We start from the raw sequence: 20267 nt of genomic DNA, 5'->3' as shown, positions 1-20267 counted from the left end.
TTGTAGTCCATTTACCTAAAAAACGCTGTAAGCCGCAATTATTTTATAGCGCATCAACTTCCTCACATCATCAATTGGCAATCGTAACTCTTGGCTAATTGCTGCTTCTAGTTGGCTCAGTTCTGTGACCGGAAATTCAAATTCCAGTTCTTTTAGCGTTTTGGAAGCTGTCTTAACTCTGACCCTAGAAACACCTTGATGCTTTTTTATTTCAGCTATGATTGATAGTACGATTGTCCTAGGTTGCTTTACTGATAAGGTCTCTACCTTTAAGGGATTCGTTGATTGACCAGAGCGGCTCAATATCCCATCCATCACAACTCCGCCCCCCACCCAAAAAGCTAATCCAAGCAATGGTAGGGGTAGCCAAAACTCTAATCCCAAAGAACGCAATATCTTAATCCAACGGGATTGGAGCATAAATTAACCATGTTTACTTTACTGACTAGTACGCACATTAGGATAAGAAAAAAACAAGTGCAGTGATTGCCCTATGTTAATTTTACTGGTGGAAGATGATCCAGCCCAATTAGAGCCACTGCGAGCTGCGCTCACTAAAGCAGGACACATTATTGATGCCATAGAAGATGGAGAAACAGCCCAGTGGCTGTTATCTCAAAAAGATTATGACTTGCTGATTTTAGACTGGATGCTTCCTAAAGTCAGTGGGGTTGACCTTTGTCAGGAGTATCGACGAGGTGGGAAAACTTCCCCAGTACTGATGCTAACTGCTAAGGACACGACTTTAGATAAAGTTTATGGTTTAGATGCTGGAGCAGATGATTATCTAGTAAAACCAGTTGATATTGTCGAACTGCTCGCACGAGTGCGAGCCTTAAGAAGGCGCTCCCCACTTTGGCAAGGAGACAAACTTTCTTTGATAGATTTACATCTGGATTTGAATAACTTAACTATTGAGCGAAATCAAGCCACAGCTCAATTATCCGGTAGAGAATTTCAATTGATGGAGTATCTCATGCGTCATCCTCGTCAAATTCTATCTCACAATCAAATAGAACAGGCTCTTTGGGGATGGGGGACAGAACCAGAAAGTAATGCTGTGACAACACTGGTGCGCCGCCTACGACAGCGCTTACAAACCGTTGGAGCCAAAGATTGGTTAGAAAATGTCTATGGTATGGGTTATCGGCTGAATGTTCCCGAAAAATGAGATGGGGAGTAGGGGGAGTAGGGGGAGTAGGGGGAGTAGGGGGAGTAGGGGGAGTAGGGGGAGTAGGGGGAGTAGGGGGAGAACTAATGACTGTTGACTTTTGACTCTTTATTTATGTTTGTTCGTAGCCGTCGTAATCTGACTTACTTATTTACAATATCGATGGGGAGCATCCTCATTGCATTTGCTGGTATAGCATATTACCTTGTCGTTCAGCAGCAGCTTCAGGCTTTTGATGACAGACTTTATGCTGATAGCAAAGTTATTGCCAGAAATCCACTGTATCGGCTGTATAACAAACGATGGCTGCTTGAGCGAAGGGATGTTCCAATTTTTGGTGATATCCCACCAATTAACAATGGCTTTGCTTATGTCCGCTGGTACAACGCCAAAGGAGAATTAGTTGATTTTACTGGGGTGTCTAGTTCAAAAAAATTAACTGTTGCTCCTGGTTTTCAAACTATTAAAATCAGTAGGAATCGTGATGGGGTCAGTGCTAAAAAAGAATTGTTTCGAGAATTAACGTTACCAATTATACAGGATAATTTCTTGAAAGGCTATATTCAAGTTGCTGTTCCTCTGACTCCTCTACGTGAAAGCTTAAATCGAGCAAGGTTATTTTTGACACTTGGATTACCAGCGACTTTAGGTACGATTGGTATTACCGGTTGGTTTCTGGGGGGACTTGCTATGCAACCAACTCGTCGAGCCTACGAACAACTACAACGCTTTACTGCTGATGCTTCCCATGAGTTACGCGCTCCCGTTGCTGCTATTTTAAGTAATGCACAAGTGGCTTTAATGCCTCCGCAGGATGAATTAGAGCAGCATTTTCGCCTAGAAAATATTGCGGAGATTGCTAAATCAATGAGCAATCTCATTAATAATCTCTTGTTTCTTGCTCGTCAGGATGGACCGCTAGATAACGCAAGTCTCAAGAGTATAGACCTTGTTGGACTACTGCGACCCATAGCCCAAGAGTATCAGCAACAAGCAGTAGGACAAAATCTAAATTTCACTTTTCACTTACCCGAGTCAGCGGTTAACCTGAAAGCCGATCCAAATTTGTTAAAACAGGCTATTGTAAATTTACTTGGCAATGCTTTTAAGTACACCCCCCAAGGTGGTACAGTTGCACTACGGCTCCTGACACAATCTCACAGAGCCATTATTCAAGTAGAAGATAACGGAATTGGCATTCCTGAGGAAGATTTACCCCATATCTTTGAACGGTTTTATCGCGTAGACACAGCGCGATCGCGTCAAACGGGTGGTTTTGGTTTAGGATTAGCAATTGCCCAGCAAATTGTGCAGGCACACCGAGGACAAATTACTGCCAAAAGTCTTCTTGGGCAAGGTTCAACCTTTCAAATCGAACTACCACAGAAAGTATGAAGGATGAAAAATTTATCTTACCCTTCATGTGACATTTTTTTGTCATACTTGCCCATCACACTAAGAAGTAACAAGAATCTTACAGGTTTGTCTATCATGTTTGGTTTATCATCCACAATGACCGTAAAATCTAACCCCGCTTGCTCTGTTGGGGTTGGGGGTGGGGTTCTTTAACACATCTGGATTCTTTCACAAAACTTAGCACCGCCAAACGTATGATTGCACGCTCTAAGTTCTTTTGGTTAACCATAATGACTGTAGTTGCGAGCCTTGCTTTTGCTGGAAAGGTAGCGGCACATCACGGTTATGACACAACCTATGATGTCGGACATCCACGCACAATCACAGGGGTGATTAAAACAGTGAGATATGCAAGTCCTCACATTCGTATGCGACTTCAAACAACTGGAGACTCCAGGCGAGTGTGGAAGATTGACTTACCATCTCCTACCCAAGCCGAACGACGAGGATTAACCCGGAACTTTCTTAAGGTTGGCTCTAGTGCAACTGTGGTAGGATGGCCTGCTTACAATGGTTCCAACGAAATGGGCGCGTCGCTAATCACGATTGGTGGAAAGACAGTGCAGGTGAACTGAGCAAAACAGTAGGGGAATCAAATCATGGATAATCAGCAACAAGTCAACAAAGCCATGGTTAAAAAAGGATTTGTGCAGGCTGCGCTGACTGCGGCAACAATTGCAACTTTCCTAGCTTCTGGAACGGAAAATGCAAGCGCACACCACGGTTGGAGTGAGTACAACAACGAGCAAACGCTTAACCTTTCTGGGGAAATCCAAAATATAAGTTATGGGAATCCGCACACCACAATAGAAGTGAAAACAGATGATAATAAAGTATGGCAAGCAGTTTTAGCACCACCTGCCCGAATGCAGAGACGTGGGTTAGCCCAAGGCGCTTTGCAGGTTGGACAGCGAGTGAGATTAGTTGGCTATCCTCATCGCAGTGATACCAACGAAATGCGGGCTGAACGAATCACTATAGGTAAGCAAACAGTAGAACTGCGCTAATGGACATTGCTGATGCAAGCTGGTGGCTGTGGTTAGAAAACAGTGCCTTGTCCTCAGTCATTCGCCAGTGGCTATGGCTCTACCCAATGCTCGAAACTTTACACATTCTTAGTCTAGCTATTGTCTTTGGCTCAGTTGCGTTGTTCGATTTCAGGTTACTTGGTTTCTCCCGCCATATGTTGGTAACAGACATGGCACGATACCTCTTGCCTTGGTCTTACCTAAGTTTTGCGGTTGTCGTGCTGTCAGGTTTTCTGATGTTTGCAGTGGATGCCACCGAAATAGCAGCAAATCCAGGTTTTCGGCTGAAGCTTTTGCTGTTGTGTGCTGCTGGGCTGAATGCGGCTTTTTTTCACAAAGTGGCTTTTAAATCCGTTAAGTTCTGGAACCGGGGTGTGAGAACTCCAGTTGTGGTAAGGGCGATCGCAGTCATTTCTCTTGTTCTTTGGACTAGTGTGATTATTTGTGGTCGCCTGATTGCATACATTTAAGAACCAGCGACAGTATCAACCGCGCTTTTCATAACTGTAGGAACAAAGGTGACGAACACGAAATTAAAATCAATATCATGGTTACAAACGGTGCTGGTAGCTGTTTTGGTTGGACTCCCTACAGCTTGCGTTGCCCAGCCAAATCGTGCTAAAGAAGTTATCCAGTCTCAAGCTGTCGTTGAGACTCAGGAATCCAACCGCACCTTTGCAGATGTGCAAGCTTTAGTGAATCTTGGTCCGCGAGTGGCTGGTACACCAGTTATGCAAAAAGCAAGTGCTTATCTAGTTGACGAGTACCGCAAGGCTGGCTATGTAACTGAAGTCCAAACTTTTACTTATTCAAAGTTTCAAGACTTAGGCTCAAACCTCACCGTTGACGGAACGACGATTAAGGGAAAAGCACTCAATGGGACAGTCCCAGGAAAATTGAATGCACCACTGGTAGCGGTTCCCAATGTCGGACGCCAAGCGGATTTTGCAGCAGTGAATGTTAAGGGTGCGATCGCCATTGTCCGGCGCGGTGAAATTCGTTTTTCTGAAAAAGCGAAAAACGCTGCTGCTGCGGGGGCTGTTGGTTTGGTGATTGTCAACAATCAACCAGGTGATGTATACGGGACGCTTGGTGAGGAGGTCAAAATTCCTGTACTGGCGCTTTCCGGTGAGCAAGGAAATCCCTTGATTCAACGTGTGCAAAGTGTACCGCCCAATGTCAGTTTGAATGTGAACGCCCAGCGGCGTGATGTGACTGGACGCAATATTGTTGCACATCTTGAGGGTGTGACTCAGCCAAAAATTATCCTGGGTGGGCACTATGACTCAGTACCTGGTTCTCCAGGAGCAAACGATAATGCTTCGGGGACAGCAGTTGTCCTGGCTCTTGCCCGCAATTTATCTCGTACTCCGACTGCTCGTCAAGCTTGGTTTATCGCCTTTGATGGTGAAGAAGACGGGCTGCACGGTTCGCGAGCTTTTGTCAATAAGGCTGAGTCGCAGTTTCTTTCAAGGCTGAAAGCTATGGTCAATTTCGATATGGTTGGGGTAAACGACCAGTTGGGGATTGGTGGTACGTCATCTTTAACTGCATTTGCTCGAAATCTTGACCCTGCGGTAAAAACCTTTGGCTCATTTGGCGGTAGCGACCATGCACCGTTTGCTGATAAGGGCGTGCCCATCCTGTTTTTTTACCGAGGTCAAGAGCCGAACTATCACACGCCAAATGACAACAAGGTCAACCCAAAACTGCTAGATGAAACAACTCAGGTAGGGTTGGATATTGTTAAGCGGATTGTGAACGCTAACTAATTTTGTGGGTGAGGAAAACGGAGCTTGTCTCCAATGATTTTTTGTCAAACCATCCTCATTATTTATAGGAAATCTGCAATGTCTTCTCTTTTTTCTTTAAAAAAGTCTTTAACGAGTTTATCTTTGGTGTCTTTTGGAGCTGCTACAGCTATGTTGGGGGCACATTTGATGCCCACAAATCCAGTGCTGTCTCAGCAACCAATCGCTCAATTGCCCTCTGCGCCAATTGGCAACACAGATAATAACTTTGTTGCTTCTGCGGTAGAAAGAACTGGATCTGCCGTGGTGCGGATTGACTCTACGCGCACACTCAGAAATTCATACACGTATGGTAGACGGGTGGCAAGAGGGACGGGTTCAGGGTTCATTATTAGGTCGAATGGTCTTATCCTGACAAACGCTCACGTTGTAGGTGGAGCAGACACAGTGACAGTCACTTTGAAAAACGGTCGTAGCTTCACAGGTCAAGTTTTAGGGGAAGATAGAGCAACAGATGTGGCAGTTGTCCAAATTCAGGCTAACAATCTCCCTGTAGTCAGTCTTGGTAATTCCGACCAGTTGAAACCTGGGGAATGGGCGATCGCGATTGGCAACCCTCTAGGTTTAGACAACACCGTAACGGTTGGTATCATTAGTGGAACAGACCGTTCTAGCCGTGCCTTTGGCTCTAGAGGTCAGGGAGTTGGGTTTATTCAAACAGATGCTGCGATTAACCCTGGTAACTCAGGTGGACCACTTCTGAATCAACGAGGGCAAGTCATTGGTGTGAACACTGCTATTATTCAAGGTGCCCAAGGACTGGGATTTGCAATTCCAATTAACTTGGCGCAGCAGGTTGCTAACCAATTAATTGCTCAGGCAGGTTAATTATATAGCAGAATTCAGAAGTCAGAACTCAGAACTCAGAAGTAAAATTGGCTCTGTGTCTGGTTTTTAGAGTTTAGCATTGTACTTCACGCACGAACAATGTGCTGTATGTCTGACCGAATCAGTGACCAGTTACCAGTTACCAGTTACCAGTTATCAGTTATCAGTTGTCAGTTTTTGCTCACTGTTCCTTGGTCACTGTTCCTTGGTCACTGTTCACTGTTCACTGGTCACTGATCACTGTTAAGGAGACGTAATTGCTCGCGCAAATCATTTTTCTCGGAAGAAGAACTTTGCTCTGGTGGCTGAGTTGAAGTGGCTGGCTTTGGGGTTGCTTGTTCTGAACTTGACCCTGTAGTTGCACTTGGTATATCTCGCCTGCGCCTAGTTTCGGTTTCGGTAGTAGTTTCGGTGAGTGCTTCTGGATTTGTTGTTGATATGGCTCGTCTTCTTCTACGTCCAGAACTTTCTTCCTCATTAGCGGAGGCTTCGCGGTTTCTCTGTTCTTCTTGTTGTCTTTGTCTTTGAGCCTCTAGTTTTTCTTGTCTTTCTCTTTGACGCCTCAGAGCTTCTCGGTTATTCTGTGACCCCTCAATAGCGAAATTTGCAAATAATTGTACGTTTTGTCTGCCAGCAGCTGCAGAATTTAATTTAAAATCTCTTGCTTGATCTAGCAGTGCTTCATCCAGCTCTTTGTGACCACTAGAACGGATAAGCCGGACGTTGTTAACATTACCACTTTGGTCAACATCAAAAGCAACACCTGGTCTGCCTTCGATGCCTCGCCGTTTAGCCCTTTCTGGGTACTTGACGTTACACTTGACGCAATCTGCAAAATCTAACTTTGAAGGAGCAGGGGTTCTTGGTCTTGGGCGTGTAGCGACTCCAGTACCACTTCCTTGTCCACTGCCAATACCTGAGCCGACACCTGAACCAATACCTGAGCCGACGCCGGAACCAATACCTGAACCGACGCCGGAACCAATACCTGAACCAATACCGGAACCGACACCGGAACCAATACCTGAACCTGAACCAGTACCAATACCTGAACCGACACCGGAACCAATGCCAGTACCAGTACCTGTGCCAGACCTTACAATGCCATCTCCTGAACCGGTGGCAATAGGGGGACTATTACCCCCGCCACCGCCACCGCCACCGCCACCTCCCTGGCTAGCTTTGGAGTTTTGCAAATCCCTCAGCGTCTGGTTCAAATTTTCATTACTCTGTGGTTTTGGAGCAGGATCAGGTTTGCTTTGTGTATTTGTTGGCTGAGGAATGACCGCTCGAGGTTTTGGATTGGGCTTTTCTATTGGTGGTGCAGTGACAATTCTTTGTGGCTGCACAGGTGGCTTTTGCGGCACTATGACTGTTTGCTTCGGCTGCACTGGTGGAAGCGGCACAGGTGGCTTTGGCGGCACTATGACTGTTTGCTTCGGCTGCACTGGTTTGGGTTGTTCAACTGATTGGGGTTTGATTGGCTCTACAATCTTTGGTTTCGGAGCTTCTTGACGAAGTTTTACTGGCTCTTGAAGCTTTTCTACTGGTTTTGGCGCAGGCGGATCCACAACCACAAATTCTATGGGTTCTTCGTCAATTTCTTGCACTTTCTGCAAAAAATTATTGACTATGCCCGAAGCCAGTACGCTGATATGCAACCCTAATGAGCCTATCAGACTAAAAGCAAGAAACGTCCTGAGCGCCCTTGCTTCTTTACCCCGTTGCTCTACAGCTGTACTAGAAAAGCTCATAGTTTAATGCTACCCATTATCAGCAACTTAGGAAGATTAAAACATTTACGAGCACATGTCAATTAGGCTATCAAGATAATCATTTACCGAATGTAGAGTTAAATGTAGCTTTAATATGGTCTTAGTAAGACTTTACAAGATTTAGAAAAAATAATGATGAATTGCAGGTTGTCAGAGATAGATGATGTTTGACACAAATTATTTGACACAAATTATTATTTACTTTAATTTATATTGAGAAGTTATATCATTTGCAGCCTACAATCTGGTAGTCTAACAAAATTAGTGGCTTGAGAAACAGTACATGCTGATTAAAAATCTGTTTGCGGCTGGTGGTGTGGTGATGTGGCCGCTGCTGGCATTCTCTGTTCTAGCAGTTGCTTTGATTATCGAGCGCGTGAAATTTTGGGTGAAGATTAATACTCGTCAAAACCGCGTTGTCCGAGACGTGTTGAATCTTTACCGTCAGGGTAATGTCGTTGGTGCAATGGATAAACTACAGAAAAATGCAGATTTACCCATCGCACGGATTTTTCTGACGGCTTTGGAACTAGAGGAACCAACTCCAGAAGAATTTCGCTTGGCATTAGAAAGTGAAGCACAAGCCGAAATACCTTTACTCAAGCGCTTTCAGAACCTCTTCGATACAATCATCTCTCTTGCACCACTGTTAGGGCTTCTGGGAACTGTTTTAGGCTTGATTGTCTCGTTTGCCTCACTCAATATTGGTGACGTTGGAGGTAGCAGAACAGCAGGTGTGACGGCTGGTATTAGTGAAGCGTTGGTTTCTACTGCATCAGGATTGGTTGTTGCTATTTTTGTACTCCTATTTGCCAATACCTTCCGGGGACTTTACCAACGCCAAATTGCGCTCATTCAGGAGCATGGTGGAGAATTAGAATTGCTCTACCGCCGTCGCTATGAAAGAGGAGAGAGGGCTTATGCGTCTGCAAGATGAACCAGATATACCACCGCAGATTAACATCGTGCCGATGATTGATGTGATATTTGCGATTTTAACGTTTTTTATCATGTCAACGCTGTTTTTAACGCGATCCGAGGGTTTACCAGTCAACTTGCCTAAAGCGGCGACAGCACAAACAGAACAACGCCCAGCGCAAGCCACCATCACGATTGATAAGAGTGGGAAAATATTCTTGGATAGGCAGGTCATTAGTCTAGAACAGTTGGAAAACGGTGTCCGGCAAAAGGTACAGCCACAGCAGCAGATGATGGTTGTGATCAATGCAGATGAAGGGGTGAATCACGGTCAAGTGGTAGCAGTGATGGATCTAGTACGGCGAGTGGAGGGAGCAAAATTAGCGATCGCCACTCAAAAACCATAGTCATTCGTAATTCGTCATCTAGTTAAATTAAACGATTGTGTTGCAAAAACAGGCGCTGTCTTGGTAAAATAGACTAGCGCTTTGTCCGTTTCAATCCCTGAGCGGGATTCGTAGAAATTGTCATTATACATAAATTATGCAAGATACGTGGAATCCAGACTTATACGAAAGATTTCTCGTAGAAAGAAGTCGGCCATTCTACGACTTAGCAAACATGGTGCGTAAACAACAGGGTATGCGAGTTCTGGATTTGGGATGTGGAACGGGAAAATTAACCCACTATCTGCACACCTCCATAGCAGCACAGGAAACCGTGGGGTTGGATTCTTCAGAGAATATGCTGCTTACAGCGCGTCAGTTGGAGGGAAATGGGCTACGGTTTGCCCTAGGACGAATTGAGGAAAATCCAGTCGCAGGAAAGTTTGATTTGGTGTTTTCTAATGCGGCTTTGCAGTGGGTGACCAGACACGAGGAGTTGTTTGCGAAGTTGCGTGCAAAGTTGCAACCTGGTGGACAGTTTGCCGCACAAGTACCAGCTATGGACTCAGAACCAGTACATATCTTGGCAGCAGAAACAGCACAGGAGTTTAGCAAGGAACTGGGAGGATATGTGCAGCGCTTGGAGGTTCTGACGCCAGAGGATTACGCAAGGCTACTTTATAAGTTGGGGTTTGTAGAACAGGAAGTCAGGCTTCAGATTTATGGGCATTTACTACCATCACGGGAAGCCGTAGTAGAGTGGTATCGCGGCACATTATTAACAGCGTATGAGAGGCAGTTAGATGCCCTGACATACGAGCGATTTGTGGAACGGTACAGTGAGAAGTTGATGAAGTGCTTAGAAGATGAGCGTCCGTTCTTTTTCCCTTACAAACGTATTTTAATGTGGGGATGCATTTGAGATGACGTTTTGTTAAGACAGACGGACTAGACATAGGGGCGTGGTGACATCGCGTTGGTAAGATAAGTATTTTATGATGGCGATCGCTCTGTAGAGACTGACCTCAGCCTAGCTGCTACATTACGAGCAGCCTTTTGTCCGGAGCGAATGGCACCTTCAATATAATTGACCCAGATACTAGAACGTTCTGTACCAGCCCAATGAATCCGACCGACTGGACTGTTAAGAGCAGAACCAGCCGTAGTGAGTAAACCAGGTGGTAAAGCAGAAATGCATCCACCTGTCCAAGGTTGGTTATGCCAATCGAATTCCACCAACTCCAGTGGTTGTCGTGCGGCTTCACCAAAAGTTTCTCCCAGAAATGCAAGCCATAACTCTTGGCGTTCCGACTGTGGTAATGTCTTATAATCAGGGGCTAACAATCCAACAATCACACCTTTGCTTCCATCTGTCGGCGAGATATCAAACGCCTCAATTTTGGTATCGATATTGAGAAAGTGACCGCTGATGATTTGACCTTGCCACCAAGGTTTTTCATAAATAGCATGGAATTTTATCCAACTCATCGTCTCCCACTCTGCAATGAGTTGACGGTGAATTGGGGGAAGAGGGGGATAGAATTGGATATGAGCAACAGTCTTGGGCATCATCGCGACAATGACTTGTTGAGCATACACAACCTCACCACAAACAAGTTGAACAACGGAACCGTCGTAACCTGATATTTCAGTGACAGGCGCATTGAGTACAACTCTCTCCCCTAAGCGTTGGGCGATATTTAAGGAAATCTGTTGTGTTCCACCAACGCAGCAAAACTCCTCCGCCGTTTCTAATAAATCATTGAATCCTGCTGTGTGGATAAAATGAAGCATCCATAAAAGCGAAACTTTTTTTGGATCGCCGCTGAGGATTTGCCGCACACACCCCTCGAACCAAGCCCGTGCTTCATCGGTTGTTGTGTTTTGCTCAATCCAATCTCCCATTGTCATAGAGTCCAACATGATTGCATCAGAAGCTTGCCAAGGGGCTTCCACTGGAACAGTACGACACAAAGCCTCAAATGTCGTCATTGCCTGAGCAAAATCTTTTTGAGCAATGTCCGATACAGATGTGGGGGATGCTTCCAGCATAGTCCATTTTTTTTGAAAGCCATAGAATGTCTGTCCTTCCAGCTTGCCCTTCTTGATAGAAACCCCCATTTCTTTTGCTAAAGCAAGCATTGCGGTATGAGTAGGACCAGCCCAAGTCCCACCTTGTTCAACATAACCCCCTGACACAAGTGGATGATTGAGAGTTCGTCCGCCCACTCGTGAATTGGCTTCCAGCACAACCAAAGATTCGATACCTAACTTATGCAATTCCCAGGCTGCACTCAGACCAGAAATGCCTGCACCCACAATTGCAACTTCTACATGAGAATTCATGTTGTTGACCTTTTGACATGAATTATGTCAATCTTTTTGTCCCTTTCCAAAAGTATACACATCTAGAACAAGTAACAGATGACACCAGAGAATCCTACAGCCCTTTAACAGTAGTTTTCCCGAATAACCGTAGTTTTTTGTTGATTACAATGAGCGTAAATTTTAATTATGTTTCGGCTCAACAGAAGCACGCACCGATGATAAGCCAGCGCTGGACAGCAAGAAAATTTTTGTTGTCCGCTTCTAGCACTCTTTCGACTTTAACAGTATTGTGATTGAATTATGTCAGAGAATCGACCACAAATCAGAATTTGCTTCCTTGGTGAATCATTTGTCAACGGTACTGGCGACCCCACGTACCTTGGATGGACTGGAAGAATATGTATTGATGCTCATAAAAAAGGATATGACATCACCTTCTACAATTTAGGAGTTAGGAGGGAAACGAGTACAGAGCTAAAACAACGTTGGTTGAGAGAAGTTTCTTATCGTTTACCAAAAGAATACGACGGTAGGGTTGTATTTTCTTTTGGGGTTAATGATATGGTACTGATAAATGGTAAACCTCGTGTTGAATTGGCGGAATCAATAGAAAATGCGCGTAGTATTTTGACTGCAGCTAAACAGTTATATCCTGTTTTAATGGTTGGTCCACCACCATATGCAGATACAGAACAGGACAAGAGAAATCAGAGAATAGCCAATTTATCCAAACAGTTGGCTTTGGTTTGTCAGGAACGGGATATACCTTATTTAGATATTTTTCCCATTTTGGAAAAATCAAATATCTGGTTAGATGAGGCAAGAGCCAATGATGGTGCTCATCCCAGAGCAGCAGGTTATGCAGAATTTGCAGAAGCCGTGCAAAGTTGGAACGGTTGGTTAAATTGGTTTCCTCCTCTTTCGCGGGTGTCATCAGTATCAGAAAAGACGTAACACTTGGTAAGAATTCATTGGTGTACCGCGCTACTATTGCCGTTTGAGTGAGAGATCTTGCTGAACGAAAATAGTTACTTACCATCTTTAGCAAGCGAAAAATAAACGGGTAGCGGTAGGCAAGTGAAAGCCATCAAGAAGGTAAAAAATAGTAACAAAAGTGTTAAGAACAAACTCTCCTAAGGAGTAGGTAGTGATCTGTTCAAAGGAAGGCTGTGCGATAGTTAAGCGATTCTTATTATTGATAACATTAAATTATATTTGAATTTTGTTGTTATTTTTTAATTTTATAATTACAGTAAAATTATGATGTTTACATCAGTAGCGCAGCGATGCATACAACCTCTCAAGAGGAACTGAGCAACAGCTACGCTTACCGAGCCAAGAGATCTATTACACCAAGTATCCATCCCCAAAGGAGCACATTTAACATGACTAGCGAACACCCAATGTATAGCCGCTTTATAAATCAACAAAAGTCTGAATACTCCGAATGGGGTCAGACTCAGATTAACGGCAAGGGAAGTCTTAAAACGGTTAATGATGAAGTCCAAGAACTGAAAGCAGGCTCCTACGAAGAGCGTAAAACTGAACGGGATAACAACAGAGCCTTTGTTAGCCTGTTAGGAAGCTTTGTGCTCATGTCGGCAGTGAGCTTGGTTGCTTGTAATCTCTTCCCGGCTCCAAGCCAACACGACCATAGCAATAGCGCTAATCGGGATGTGACACCGATGATTACACCTGTGCATGTGATGGGGTTTAACTGAATAGCACTAGAGTGTGTTTGAAAAGCTCTATTGAGCGACAAATTCTATGACTGTAGCGACAAATTAAAAGCCAAAACTTAAAACCTTTTGCCGACGTACTAAAAAGACCATTACTAAATATAGATAGGCACATCGATAGCTAGATGTCTAGCTTTGCTATTGCTCACGCTAATCGCAGTGGCTTGGGCTTGAGCACTCAGTGCTTCCAAAACCCAGCTTGCCAACTTGGGGAAGTTTCGCTTTCCTTGGCAGGTGATAAATCTTTGTTGCCAGGAGTCATATTCACGATTTTTCTCTCCTTGTTTCTACAGGGTGTTTATCCTTACTATTAAGTTTACTAATGAACTAGTGACAAACTCGGGACAAAACCGGAGGAATGTGAGTCACATATTTAAGAAAATTAAGCTTTTTTCTCCTTTTTTCTCCTTGTTGTTCCTACAGGGTGTTTATCGTTAGTATTTAGGATACTAATCAACCAGTGACAAACTCGGGACGAAAAAGTGACTTTCTTGGGACAAAACCGGACGAATGTAATTCACATCTATATATATAGATGCTGCAAATTAAAATAGAATTGTTCTGACCTGGTGTTGCGCTTCAAAAAACCTGGGAGCAAAGTTTTTGACACTCTCCGCCCTACAACGGCGAAGATTCTTGCGTCACGGGGATTCCAATGAATTTACCCGGGGCTTGCATCTTGACCGTATGCCCTACGGCTGCAAGCCCCCTAACGGCGACTACTTGAGCGGCGGCGACATCTCTATCAGTCGTGTATCCGCAATTCGAGCAAACATGAATACGCTTTGAAAGTTCTTTCTTGCCTGTCTCAATTCCGCAGTTTGGGCATATCTGAACATGAAAGTGGTAGTAAGCCATCCTCGAGGTTCAAGGGCTAATATGATTGGGATGTCCTTCTTCAACATCGTTAGTTTCTTAAGGCTGCTGAAAATTTCCGTTCTAGAAGTTGTGAGTGTGGGGAAAGCCCTTGGCTTCTAGCCGGGGGTAAGCTTACTACATGACACGCTAGGAGAGGAATTTGACGATTGGCTCTCTTTGGGTATGTTTGCGTCCCTTTAACTTTTGTTAAACGTGGTGAAACTGGTTCTTAATTTTTTACAAAAGGAGCAAACCCTAGCACTGACTTACGAAGTATTTTTCTCTTGTCAGAGAAAAAGACATGGATGATTGTTATCTATTGTCTTTTTCCAGAGACAATTGTATTGTCTGAATTTAAGACAGATAATCATTTGTTCTGACTTTAACCTAGCAGGGGGAATCCAGGACGCTAGAACAATGACTCATTGCTCTTTCCTGATGACCCCTGACCCTTTTCGCTTTCACAATCTGTAGGCAGCTTATCATGACTGCTTACAGAACGTCTATCTATAGCGTTCTTTCGGCTCTCCTTTTTCAGGGGGGTTTGGGGCATCTGCCAATTGTCCAGATCGGTTTTTAGATTCCCCTGACCCCGACAGAAAAAGGAGCATTGAGTCACAAACTTGCACATGGTGTCCCTGATGATGTCGGGACAGCCATCGGTACTCCTGTAGGCAACAGAGTGAGTTTTCTTCTCTTGTTTGCTTGTGGGAGCGCCTGATGCCACGTGCGTAAGTTCTGGCACATATGCTCATTTTAGCAGCTTGCTTGAAATGTGTCGAATATTGGCTTTAATTCTGTCTAATCTTCAATTTCTCTTGAATTATTGATTTTTGAGCAGATTTTTATGTTTCGACCTTCCCAAATCGCCCTGAGCATCACTGGACTCGCTGTTCCTATACTGGCAGTCAGTACACTAGTACACGCACAGACAACCACCTGTACTCCCGACGACACTAACCGACCGGTTTGTCCTAGCACGGCTACGATGACGAAAGCTAGTTTCATTGACCCTACGGCAACACTCAGCCATCATAATCACGTCAGGTTGGGGGAGCAGGTCTACATCGGACCGTTTTCTGAACTCAAAGACCATGAACACGGGCATGAAGCACACATCACCATTGGCAACAAGTCCAATCTGCAAGACCACATCAAAATTCATGCCCACTGGCATCACAATCGAACTGAAACTGATAAACAGAAGGTTGATTCCTTGCAGCTCCCAGACGGAGTGCATATTGGCGAGCGAGTCATTTTCGCTCATGGGACAATCATTGTCAAAGGTTCGGCGGAGATCGGCGTTCGCGGTGAAAACAATGTGACTATCGGCACAAACACAAATAACCCACCAAGCACGGCAAGTTTTACCAATGACCCCCCAGAAACCTTCATCAGCTTTGGAGCGGAGATTGATGGCGCGCGCGTTGACAAAAATACAGTCGTGTCAGCTTTGGCACGGGTTGGTCCGGGTGTGCATCTCCGCTCTGGTTATGTTGTTTTGCCTGGTAAGAACTTGATAGACCCGAATGATGAAACTCGGACTACTACCGTCAATGGTGTTGCTCCTAAGGTGAGACACATTACCCAAGCTGATCTCGAATTTGCCAATTTGGTAATTGAAGCCAATGAAAAACTCGCCGAGGGCTACAGCAGGCTCGTTAAAGATCCGGGCGGTAGCATAAATAAAGTCCAGGGTATCAGTGTCGATCCGGGCACCCTTAGCACCGGCGAACAGACACCGCACTTTGGGTCTACAATGTCCGTGGATAGTGAGGGCTATGGCTCTTGTAGCGGCGGTAGTGGCCATACTGACCACAACTTCCGCAACCGGATCATCGGGCAAGTCTTTTTCAAACAGGCTGCCTCAGCGCTCACAAATGACGTCATGAAGCACGGCATTTCCATTCGGGGCGATGAGGGCAAGGACATCTGCATTGGAACGATTGCTCACATGTCGGACAACGTGGTTATCCACGCTTTGGAGAAGGCATTGGAGCCAAGCTTGGCATTGAAGGATAAACTTTTCATCGGTGACAATGTCAGCTACGGAAATCGTGCAATTGTCCACGGCGGTCTGGCGCAAGATGCCACTAGAGTTGATACTGTTGTGGAAGAACTACCACCCACCAAGATTGGCAATAATGTGACGCTCGGAGACGATACGGTTGTGTTCCGCTCTACCATCGAAGACGGCTTTACGATTGGAGCTAAGAGCCTCATCCTTAACGCTGATGTTACGTCCGCACTACCAGGAATTACTAACAAGACAATTCCCCCAAAGTCATTTGTTACCACCAACTGTCAGGTCACGAATGGCACTACTAATTGTCAGACTGGTCTAGCCTTAAACGCAATCGAGTGGTAAAAACTTAACTGCTATGGCTCTCCTGAGTTTGTGGCAAAAAAGTATCTCAAAATACAAATAACCCTATACCCAGAAGAGCCACTGCTAGTAAGCTTTATCCTCCTACAACATAACTCCCGGCTAGAATAGTCTCATTCCATTCATCGGTGCCAGGATAAGCAACATACGACCCTGTCGTCCTACGTTTTCCGCCACTTACAGCAGCAGCGGCTTCATCACTCAATTCTTCCATAATGAAGTCCTGCTCCTGAGCAGTGGCTTCAGTTTCAACACTGGGGCGAACGTTTTTAGATAAAGATTTGAAATTCATGGGAATTGTCTCCATTGATTAATTAATGTCAGCGTGGGGGAACCCCAAGCGCAGTCTAATGGTTTTGGCTCCCTTTACTTGCTCTCCAGCTTAGTCAACAAAGCGTAACAAACTGGGGACAAAAAAGTGACGAACTTGGGACAATCCCCAGGAATTTGAGCAGATGAAAGATGGAGGAATTGTGAAAGAAAAATTTGTTGGCTATGCAAGAAAAGACCTACTGACAAAAAAGCGTCGCGCCTATCACTAGATGCGACTGCTTCACAAGTTGACTCCTTAGTCAACTAAATGGAGAGAATTCCCATGAATATTCAGGATAAACTTTTCATCGGTGACAATGTCAGCGAAGGAAATCGTGCAATTGTCCACGGCGGTCTGGCGCAAGATGCCACTAGAGTTGATACTGTTGTGGAAGAACTACCACCCACCAAGATTGGCAATAATGTGACGCTCGGAGACGATACAGTTGTGTTCCGCTCCACCATCGAAGACGGCTTTACGATTGGAGCTAAGAGCTTGATATTCAACTCCACCTTAACGTCTGCTTTGAGAGCAGATAAGAACATTCCGCCAAAGTCAATCGTTGCCAGCAACATTTTGACTGAAAACGCTGTGGAATGGTGAACATCTCAATTGCTCATATTCCTAATCTGTAGGCTAATGAGTTGTCACCGCAGTTGATAGCAGTTACAGAGGCAGTTAGCTAGTCGCACTGCCTCTGGCTGACGGGTACTAACTTAGCCTCCAACTACAGTGTAAAGAGACCAAAGTGTCTCTTCAGGGCTAGTTGTATAGCGGGCAGTATCCGGCTTGGTGTATGTGCCATCGCTCGTCGAGGTTGTGGTGGTCGTCAATTTCTTTCCGCCAACCACAGCAGCAGCGGCTTCATCGCTCAGTTCTTCCACAATGCACTCAAGCCAGTTGGCAGTCGTTTCCGACTGAGGCGCAGGTTGAACTTTATTAGATGAGGATTTGAAATTCATGGGAATTGTCTCCATTGATTAGTTAATGTCAGCGTGGGGGAACCCCAAGCGCAGTCTAATGGTTTTGGCTCCCTTTACTTGCTCTCCAGCTTAGTCAACAACTGGTAACAAACTCGGGTCAAAAAAATGACAATCTCCAACTCGACTGTTCAACTCACGTACATGAGAACCTACAATCAATCGCTCCCACAACTGACTCACACCATTAACTTGGAGGCTGAATGTGAACAGAACAACCATTTCGCCACTCTGCAATACACAAGCTCTCACGAGTGCTCACCTGCTAGCGGTGCTGTTAGCAAGCCTGTTGAGTAGTGCCTGTGACAGATTATCCAATGCGTCGCCAACTACCAACTCAAAAGAAGTGCCATCCAGCCCGCCGCAAGTTGTTAAACCGACCGTCACAGGTTTCGTCGCTACCCTGGAAGATGAAGTGAAGGAACTACCAAAGCAGCGCATTGCCTGGTCAACTTACTGGAAGCTTTGCTGGCAGCCTTATCCAGGGGCGAAGGCATACGAACTCCAGGGTGTGACAATGGAAGGTATGTCGTCTAAGCTGAAGCACCAGAGCGATCGTTGTTATCGCCTACAAGCAGCAAGAGGTGAGAATCCTAAATCGGATGGATTTGTTAATCGAGATTTAACTCTGGCAACCCACTCAGTCCAGTTGGGCTATCGCGTGCGCGCGGTTCTGGATGGCAACCGGGTGAGTGAATGGTCTTCCCCAATGCCTGTAGGCGAAGCCACCAAGCCTAAAACAAGTAAAAAATAAAAAGGCAAATATAGCAATCCTATTTGAGAGGATGTTTTAAAAGTTTTGGGCGAATATAATTCGCTACTACACGGGCAAAGTCCCTTCGGGTATCTCCTCTGGAGAGGCTGCGCCAACGCCAGTTGCCTGGGTCGGGCTAACCCTCCTGCAGCACTGGTCTCACCGCCTGCGCGGACTAACACAAAATCAAGGATTTTAAACCCACGGAGGTGGGTTTCGTCTGTGTAGCCGCGATTTCTAATCGCCGAGTTGGTATTAATTTAGACTTTACTCAAGGTTCTGCCTTTAGCCTAGCCAAGACCACTTCCCGACCATGAGGCTGGTGCCCAGATCCAATAGTCGGAGTCTGTAGATGTCGTCGGTTTCTTCCCCCCGCACACAGCAGCAGCCTCTTCATCACTCAATTCTTCGATAATGAAGTCCTGCTCCTGAGCAGTGGCTTCAGTTTCAACACTGGGGCGAACCTTATTAGATAAAGATTTGAAATTCATGGGAATTGTCTCCATTGATTAGTTAATGTCAGCGTGGGGAAACCCCAAGCGCAGTCTAATGGTTTTGGCTCCCTTTACTTGCTCTTTAGCATTGTCCACGGCGTCTCGCAACTTCTCATGCCTCCCCCATGGAAAGAAAAATCAGAGCCATCAAGTTTTCTCTCTGCATGGGGGAGGGGGGTCAGGGTTTTCCAGGTAAGAACTGCTCACTCAGGCTGCGGTTGCAACTGCCATCATCCTGACTGACTAAGCGATGACCTAGATCATCTCACTCCTGGGACTCAAGGTTCTGCCTTTAGCCTAGCCCATGAAGAGCGACGACCCGGTAGCTTCAACCTCCCAGAGTGGCGCGGGTTCCGAGGTTGTAGTGGTCGTCCGTTTCTTCCCCCCGCACACAGCAGCTTGAGCTTCATCACTCAATTCTTCCATAATGAAGTCCTGCTCCTTAGCAGTAGCTTCAGTTTCAACACTGGGGCGAACCTTGTTGGATAAAGATTTGAAATTCATGGGAATTGTCTCCATTGATTAGTTAATGTCAGCGTGGGGAAACCCCAAGCGCAGTCTAATAGTTTTGGCTCCCTTTACTTGCTCTTTAGCTTAGTTAACAAAGCGTGACAAACTGGGGTCAAAAAAGTGACACTCTTGGGACAATTCCCTGGAAAAGGAGAAAATTCCCAGTAGTGAGTGTATCAGTCAGTTTTAACTGACTTTAGGTTTTAGCCCAAACTTTACAAGAGTCCTTGTTTTCGCCAAAGAGGACTAAAGTCCTTACTACAAATTTAGTGACGATGACCTAGATCATCTCACTCTTGGGACTCAAGGTGTTGTTTGTCTTAGCAGGGAAACCGAGTAGAAAAAAGTTCTAAATTCCTACAAAACGTTGAGCAATGATTTAATTTTTTCCGTCAATAAAATTAAAAAATAATTGCTGTGAATACGAGTTCCGCTTCAAAAAAAACTGGATTGAAATTCGTGCGATACAGACCTAGATAAAAATTTATAACGTCTAAGTTAAGACAAGGTAATATAATAATTAACAACAGTATTTTTTAATTTTTTTTAATTAGAAGACTAACTGTTTGCTA

The 20267-nt window shown here is 45.1% G+C and carries 24 protein-coding genes; 15 read left to right on the top strand and 9 right to left on the bottom strand.

Annotated elements, in window-relative coordinates:
* Positions 1-15: 15 nt before the first annotated feature.
* Positions 16-420 (bottom strand): hypothetical protein, encoded by a 405-nt coding sequence (locus MAS10914_RS0103095; RefSeq protein WP_017314436.1) that lies wholly within the window; start codon positions 418-420, stop codon positions 16-18.
* A 73-nt stretch (positions 421-493) separates the two neighbouring features.
* On the opposite strand from MAS10914_RS0103095, the gene rppA reads away from it, so the two are divergent.
* The 7 genes from rppA to MAS10914_RS0103050 all read left to right on the top strand — a co-directional run bounded on the left by rppA (position 494) and on the right by MAS10914_RS0103050 (position 6254).
* Positions 494-1171, top strand: coding sequence for a two-component system response regulator RppA (rppA, locus tag MAS10914_RS0103090; RefSeq protein WP_017314435.1), 678 nt, complete (start codon positions 494-496; stop codon positions 1169-1171).
* Between the two features lie 114 nt (positions 1172-1285).
* On the top strand, positions 1286-2566 hold the full coding sequence (locus tag MAS10914_RS0103080; RefSeq protein ID WP_017314433.1) for a sensor histidine kinase: 1281 nt from the start codon (positions 1286-1288) through the stop codon (positions 2564-2566).
* 251 nt (positions 2567-2817) lie between these two features.
* Complete coding sequence (locus MAS10914_RS0103070; RefSeq protein ID WP_026082303.1) at positions 2818-3162, top strand: DUF6152 family protein; 345 nt, start codon at positions 2818-2820, stop codon at positions 3160-3162.
* A gap of 24 nt (positions 3163-3186) precedes the next feature.
* Positions 3187-3594: a DUF6152 family protein gene (locus tag MAS10914_RS0103065; RefSeq protein ID WP_017314431.1), complete on the top strand. Its 408-nt coding sequence runs from the start codon at positions 3187-3189 to the stop codon at positions 3592-3594.
* Positions 3594-4085 (top strand): DUF6644 family protein, encoded by a 492-nt coding sequence (locus MAS10914_RS0103060; protein WP_017314430.1) that lies wholly within the window; start codon positions 3594-3596, stop codon positions 4083-4085. Before MAS10914_RS0103065 ends, MAS10914_RS0103060 begins: the two co-directional genes overlap by 1 nt.
* Before the next feature lie 48 nt (positions 4086-4133).
* Positions 4134-5387: a M28 family metallopeptidase gene (locus MAS10914_RS0103055; protein ID WP_033364908.1), complete on the top strand. Its 1254-nt coding sequence runs from the start codon at positions 4134-4136 to the stop codon at positions 5385-5387.
* Between the two features lie 78 nt (positions 5388-5465).
* Positions 5466-6254: a trypsin-like peptidase domain-containing protein gene (locus tag MAS10914_RS0103050; RefSeq protein ID WP_026082301.1), complete on the top strand. Its 789-nt coding sequence runs from the start codon at positions 5466-5468 to the stop codon at positions 6252-6254.
* 230 nt (positions 6255-6484) lie between these two features.
* Here MAS10914_RS0103050 and MAS10914_RS0103045 read toward each other — a convergent pair whose 3' ends face one another.
* Positions 6485-8008: an energy transducer TonB gene (locus MAS10914_RS0103045; protein ID WP_017314427.1), complete on the bottom strand. Its 1524-nt coding sequence runs from the start codon at positions 8006-8008 to the stop codon at positions 6485-6487.
* 304 nt (positions 8009-8312) lie between these two features.
* Here MAS10914_RS0103045 and MAS10914_RS0103040 point away from each other — a divergent pair, with 304 nt between their 5' ends.
* The 3 genes from MAS10914_RS0103040 (at position 8313) to MAS10914_RS0103030 (ending at position 10255) form a co-directional block, all read left to right on the top strand.
* Complete coding sequence (locus MAS10914_RS0103040; RefSeq protein WP_017314426.1) at positions 8313-8966, top strand: MotA/TolQ/ExbB proton channel family protein; 654 nt, start codon at positions 8313-8315, stop codon at positions 8964-8966.
* Positions 8950-9354 carry an ExbD/TolR family protein gene (locus MAS10914_RS0103035; RefSeq protein WP_017314425.1) on the top strand — a complete coding sequence of 135 codons (405 nt, stop codon included), beginning with the start codon at positions 8950-8952 and terminating at the stop codon, positions 9352-9354. Before MAS10914_RS0103040 ends, MAS10914_RS0103035 begins: the two co-directional genes overlap by 17 nt.
* A gap of 136 nt (positions 9355-9490) precedes the next feature.
* Positions 9491-10255, top strand: coding sequence for a methyltransferase domain-containing protein (locus MAS10914_RS0103030; protein ID WP_026082300.1), 765 nt, complete (start codon positions 9491-9493; stop codon positions 10253-10255).
* A gap of 71 nt (positions 10256-10326) precedes the next feature.
* Here MAS10914_RS0103030 and MAS10914_RS0103025 read toward each other — a convergent pair whose 3' ends face one another.
* The gene (locus MAS10914_RS0103025) at positions 10327-11679 is read right to left on the bottom strand and encodes a flavin monoamine oxidase family protein (protein WP_017314423.1); all 1353 of its coding nucleotides are present in this window, start codon (positions 11677-11679) and stop codon (positions 10327-10329) included.
* A gap of 282 nt (positions 11680-11961) precedes the next feature.
* Between MAS10914_RS0103025 and MAS10914_RS0103020 the strand changes: the two genes are divergently transcribed.
* Both MAS10914_RS0103020 and MAS10914_RS0103015 read left to right on the top strand, forming a co-directional pair.
* On the top strand, positions 11962-12615 hold the full coding sequence (locus tag MAS10914_RS0103020; RefSeq protein ID WP_017314422.1) for a GDSL-type esterase/lipase family protein: 654 nt from the start codon (positions 11962-11964) through the stop codon (positions 12613-12615).
* Positions 12616-13046: 431 nt separating this feature from the next.
* Complete coding sequence (locus MAS10914_RS0103015) at positions 13047-13382, top strand: hypothetical protein (RefSeq protein ID WP_017314421.1); 336 nt, start codon at positions 13047-13049, stop codon at positions 13380-13382.
* 636 nt (positions 13383-14018) lie between these two features.
* On the opposite strand, the gene MAS10914_RS32510 is transcribed toward MAS10914_RS0103015, so the two are convergent.
* The gene (locus MAS10914_RS32510; RefSeq protein WP_456297497.1) at positions 14019-14258 is read right to left on the bottom strand and encodes a zinc ribbon domain-containing protein; all 240 of its coding nucleotides are present in this window, start codon (positions 14256-14258) and stop codon (positions 14019-14021) included.
* Between the two features lie 847 nt (positions 14259-15105).
* On the opposite strand from MAS10914_RS32510, the gene MAS10914_RS0102995 reads away from it, so the two are divergent.
* A complete protein-coding gene (locus tag MAS10914_RS0102995) occupies positions 15106-16626 on the top strand; it encodes an LbetaH domain-containing protein (protein WP_017314418.1) in 1521 nt (506 codons plus the stop codon).
* A gap of 94 nt (positions 16627-16720) precedes the next feature.
* Here the strand turns inward: MAS10914_RS0102995 and MAS10914_RS0102990 are convergent, their stop codons facing one another.
* Positions 16721-16936, bottom strand: coding sequence for a hypothetical protein (locus MAS10914_RS0102990; protein WP_017314417.1), 216 nt, complete (start codon positions 16934-16936; stop codon positions 16721-16723).
* Between the two features lie 303 nt (positions 16937-17239).
* Between MAS10914_RS0102990 and MAS10914_RS0102980 the strand changes: the two genes are divergently transcribed.
* On the top strand, positions 17240-17560 hold the full coding sequence (locus tag MAS10914_RS0102980) for a hypothetical protein (protein WP_017314416.1): 321 nt from the start codon (positions 17240-17242) through the stop codon (positions 17558-17560).
* Positions 17561-17673: 113 nt separating this feature from the next.
* Here the strand turns inward: MAS10914_RS0102980 and MAS10914_RS0102975 are convergent, their stop codons facing one another.
* Both MAS10914_RS0102975 and MAS10914_RS33865 read right to left on the bottom strand, forming a co-directional pair.
* Positions 17674-17919, bottom strand: coding sequence for a hypothetical protein (locus MAS10914_RS0102975; protein ID WP_017314415.1), 246 nt, complete (start codon positions 17917-17919; stop codon positions 17674-17676).
* A 90-nt stretch (positions 17920-18009) separates the two neighbouring features.
* On the bottom strand, positions 18010-18159 hold the full coding sequence (locus MAS10914_RS33865) for a hypothetical protein (protein ID WP_017314414.1): 150 nt from the start codon (positions 18157-18159) through the stop codon (positions 18010-18012).
* On the opposite strand from MAS10914_RS33865, the gene MAS10914_RS29475 reads away from it, so the two are divergent.
* Complete coding sequence (locus MAS10914_RS29475) at positions 18143-18691, top strand: hypothetical protein (protein ID WP_017314413.1); 549 nt, start codon at positions 18143-18145, stop codon at positions 18689-18691. The genes MAS10914_RS33865 and MAS10914_RS29475 overlap by 17 nt on opposite strands.
* 290 nt (positions 18692-18981) lie before the next feature.
* On the opposite strand, the gene MAS10914_RS0102960 is transcribed toward MAS10914_RS29475, so the two are convergent.
* Both MAS10914_RS0102960 and MAS10914_RS0102955 read right to left on the bottom strand, forming a co-directional pair.
* Positions 18982-19197, bottom strand: coding sequence for a hypothetical protein (locus MAS10914_RS0102960; RefSeq protein ID WP_232224095.1), 216 nt, complete (start codon positions 19195-19197; stop codon positions 18982-18984).
* A gap of 285 nt (positions 19198-19482) precedes the next feature.
* On the bottom strand, positions 19483-19704 hold the full coding sequence (locus MAS10914_RS0102955) for a hypothetical protein (protein WP_232224094.1): 222 nt from the start codon (positions 19702-19704) through the stop codon (positions 19483-19485).
* Positions 19705-20267: the final 563 nt, after the last annotated feature.

The organism is Mastigocladopsis repens PCC 10914 (assembly GCF_000315565.1).
Taxonomy (GTDB): domain Bacteria; phylum Cyanobacteriota; class Cyanobacteriia; order Cyanobacteriales; family Nostocaceae; genus Mastigocladopsis; species Mastigocladopsis repens.
The sequence above is the reverse complement of the archived record's forward strand: the minus strand, read 5'-3'. Positions and strand labels throughout refer to the sequence as shown.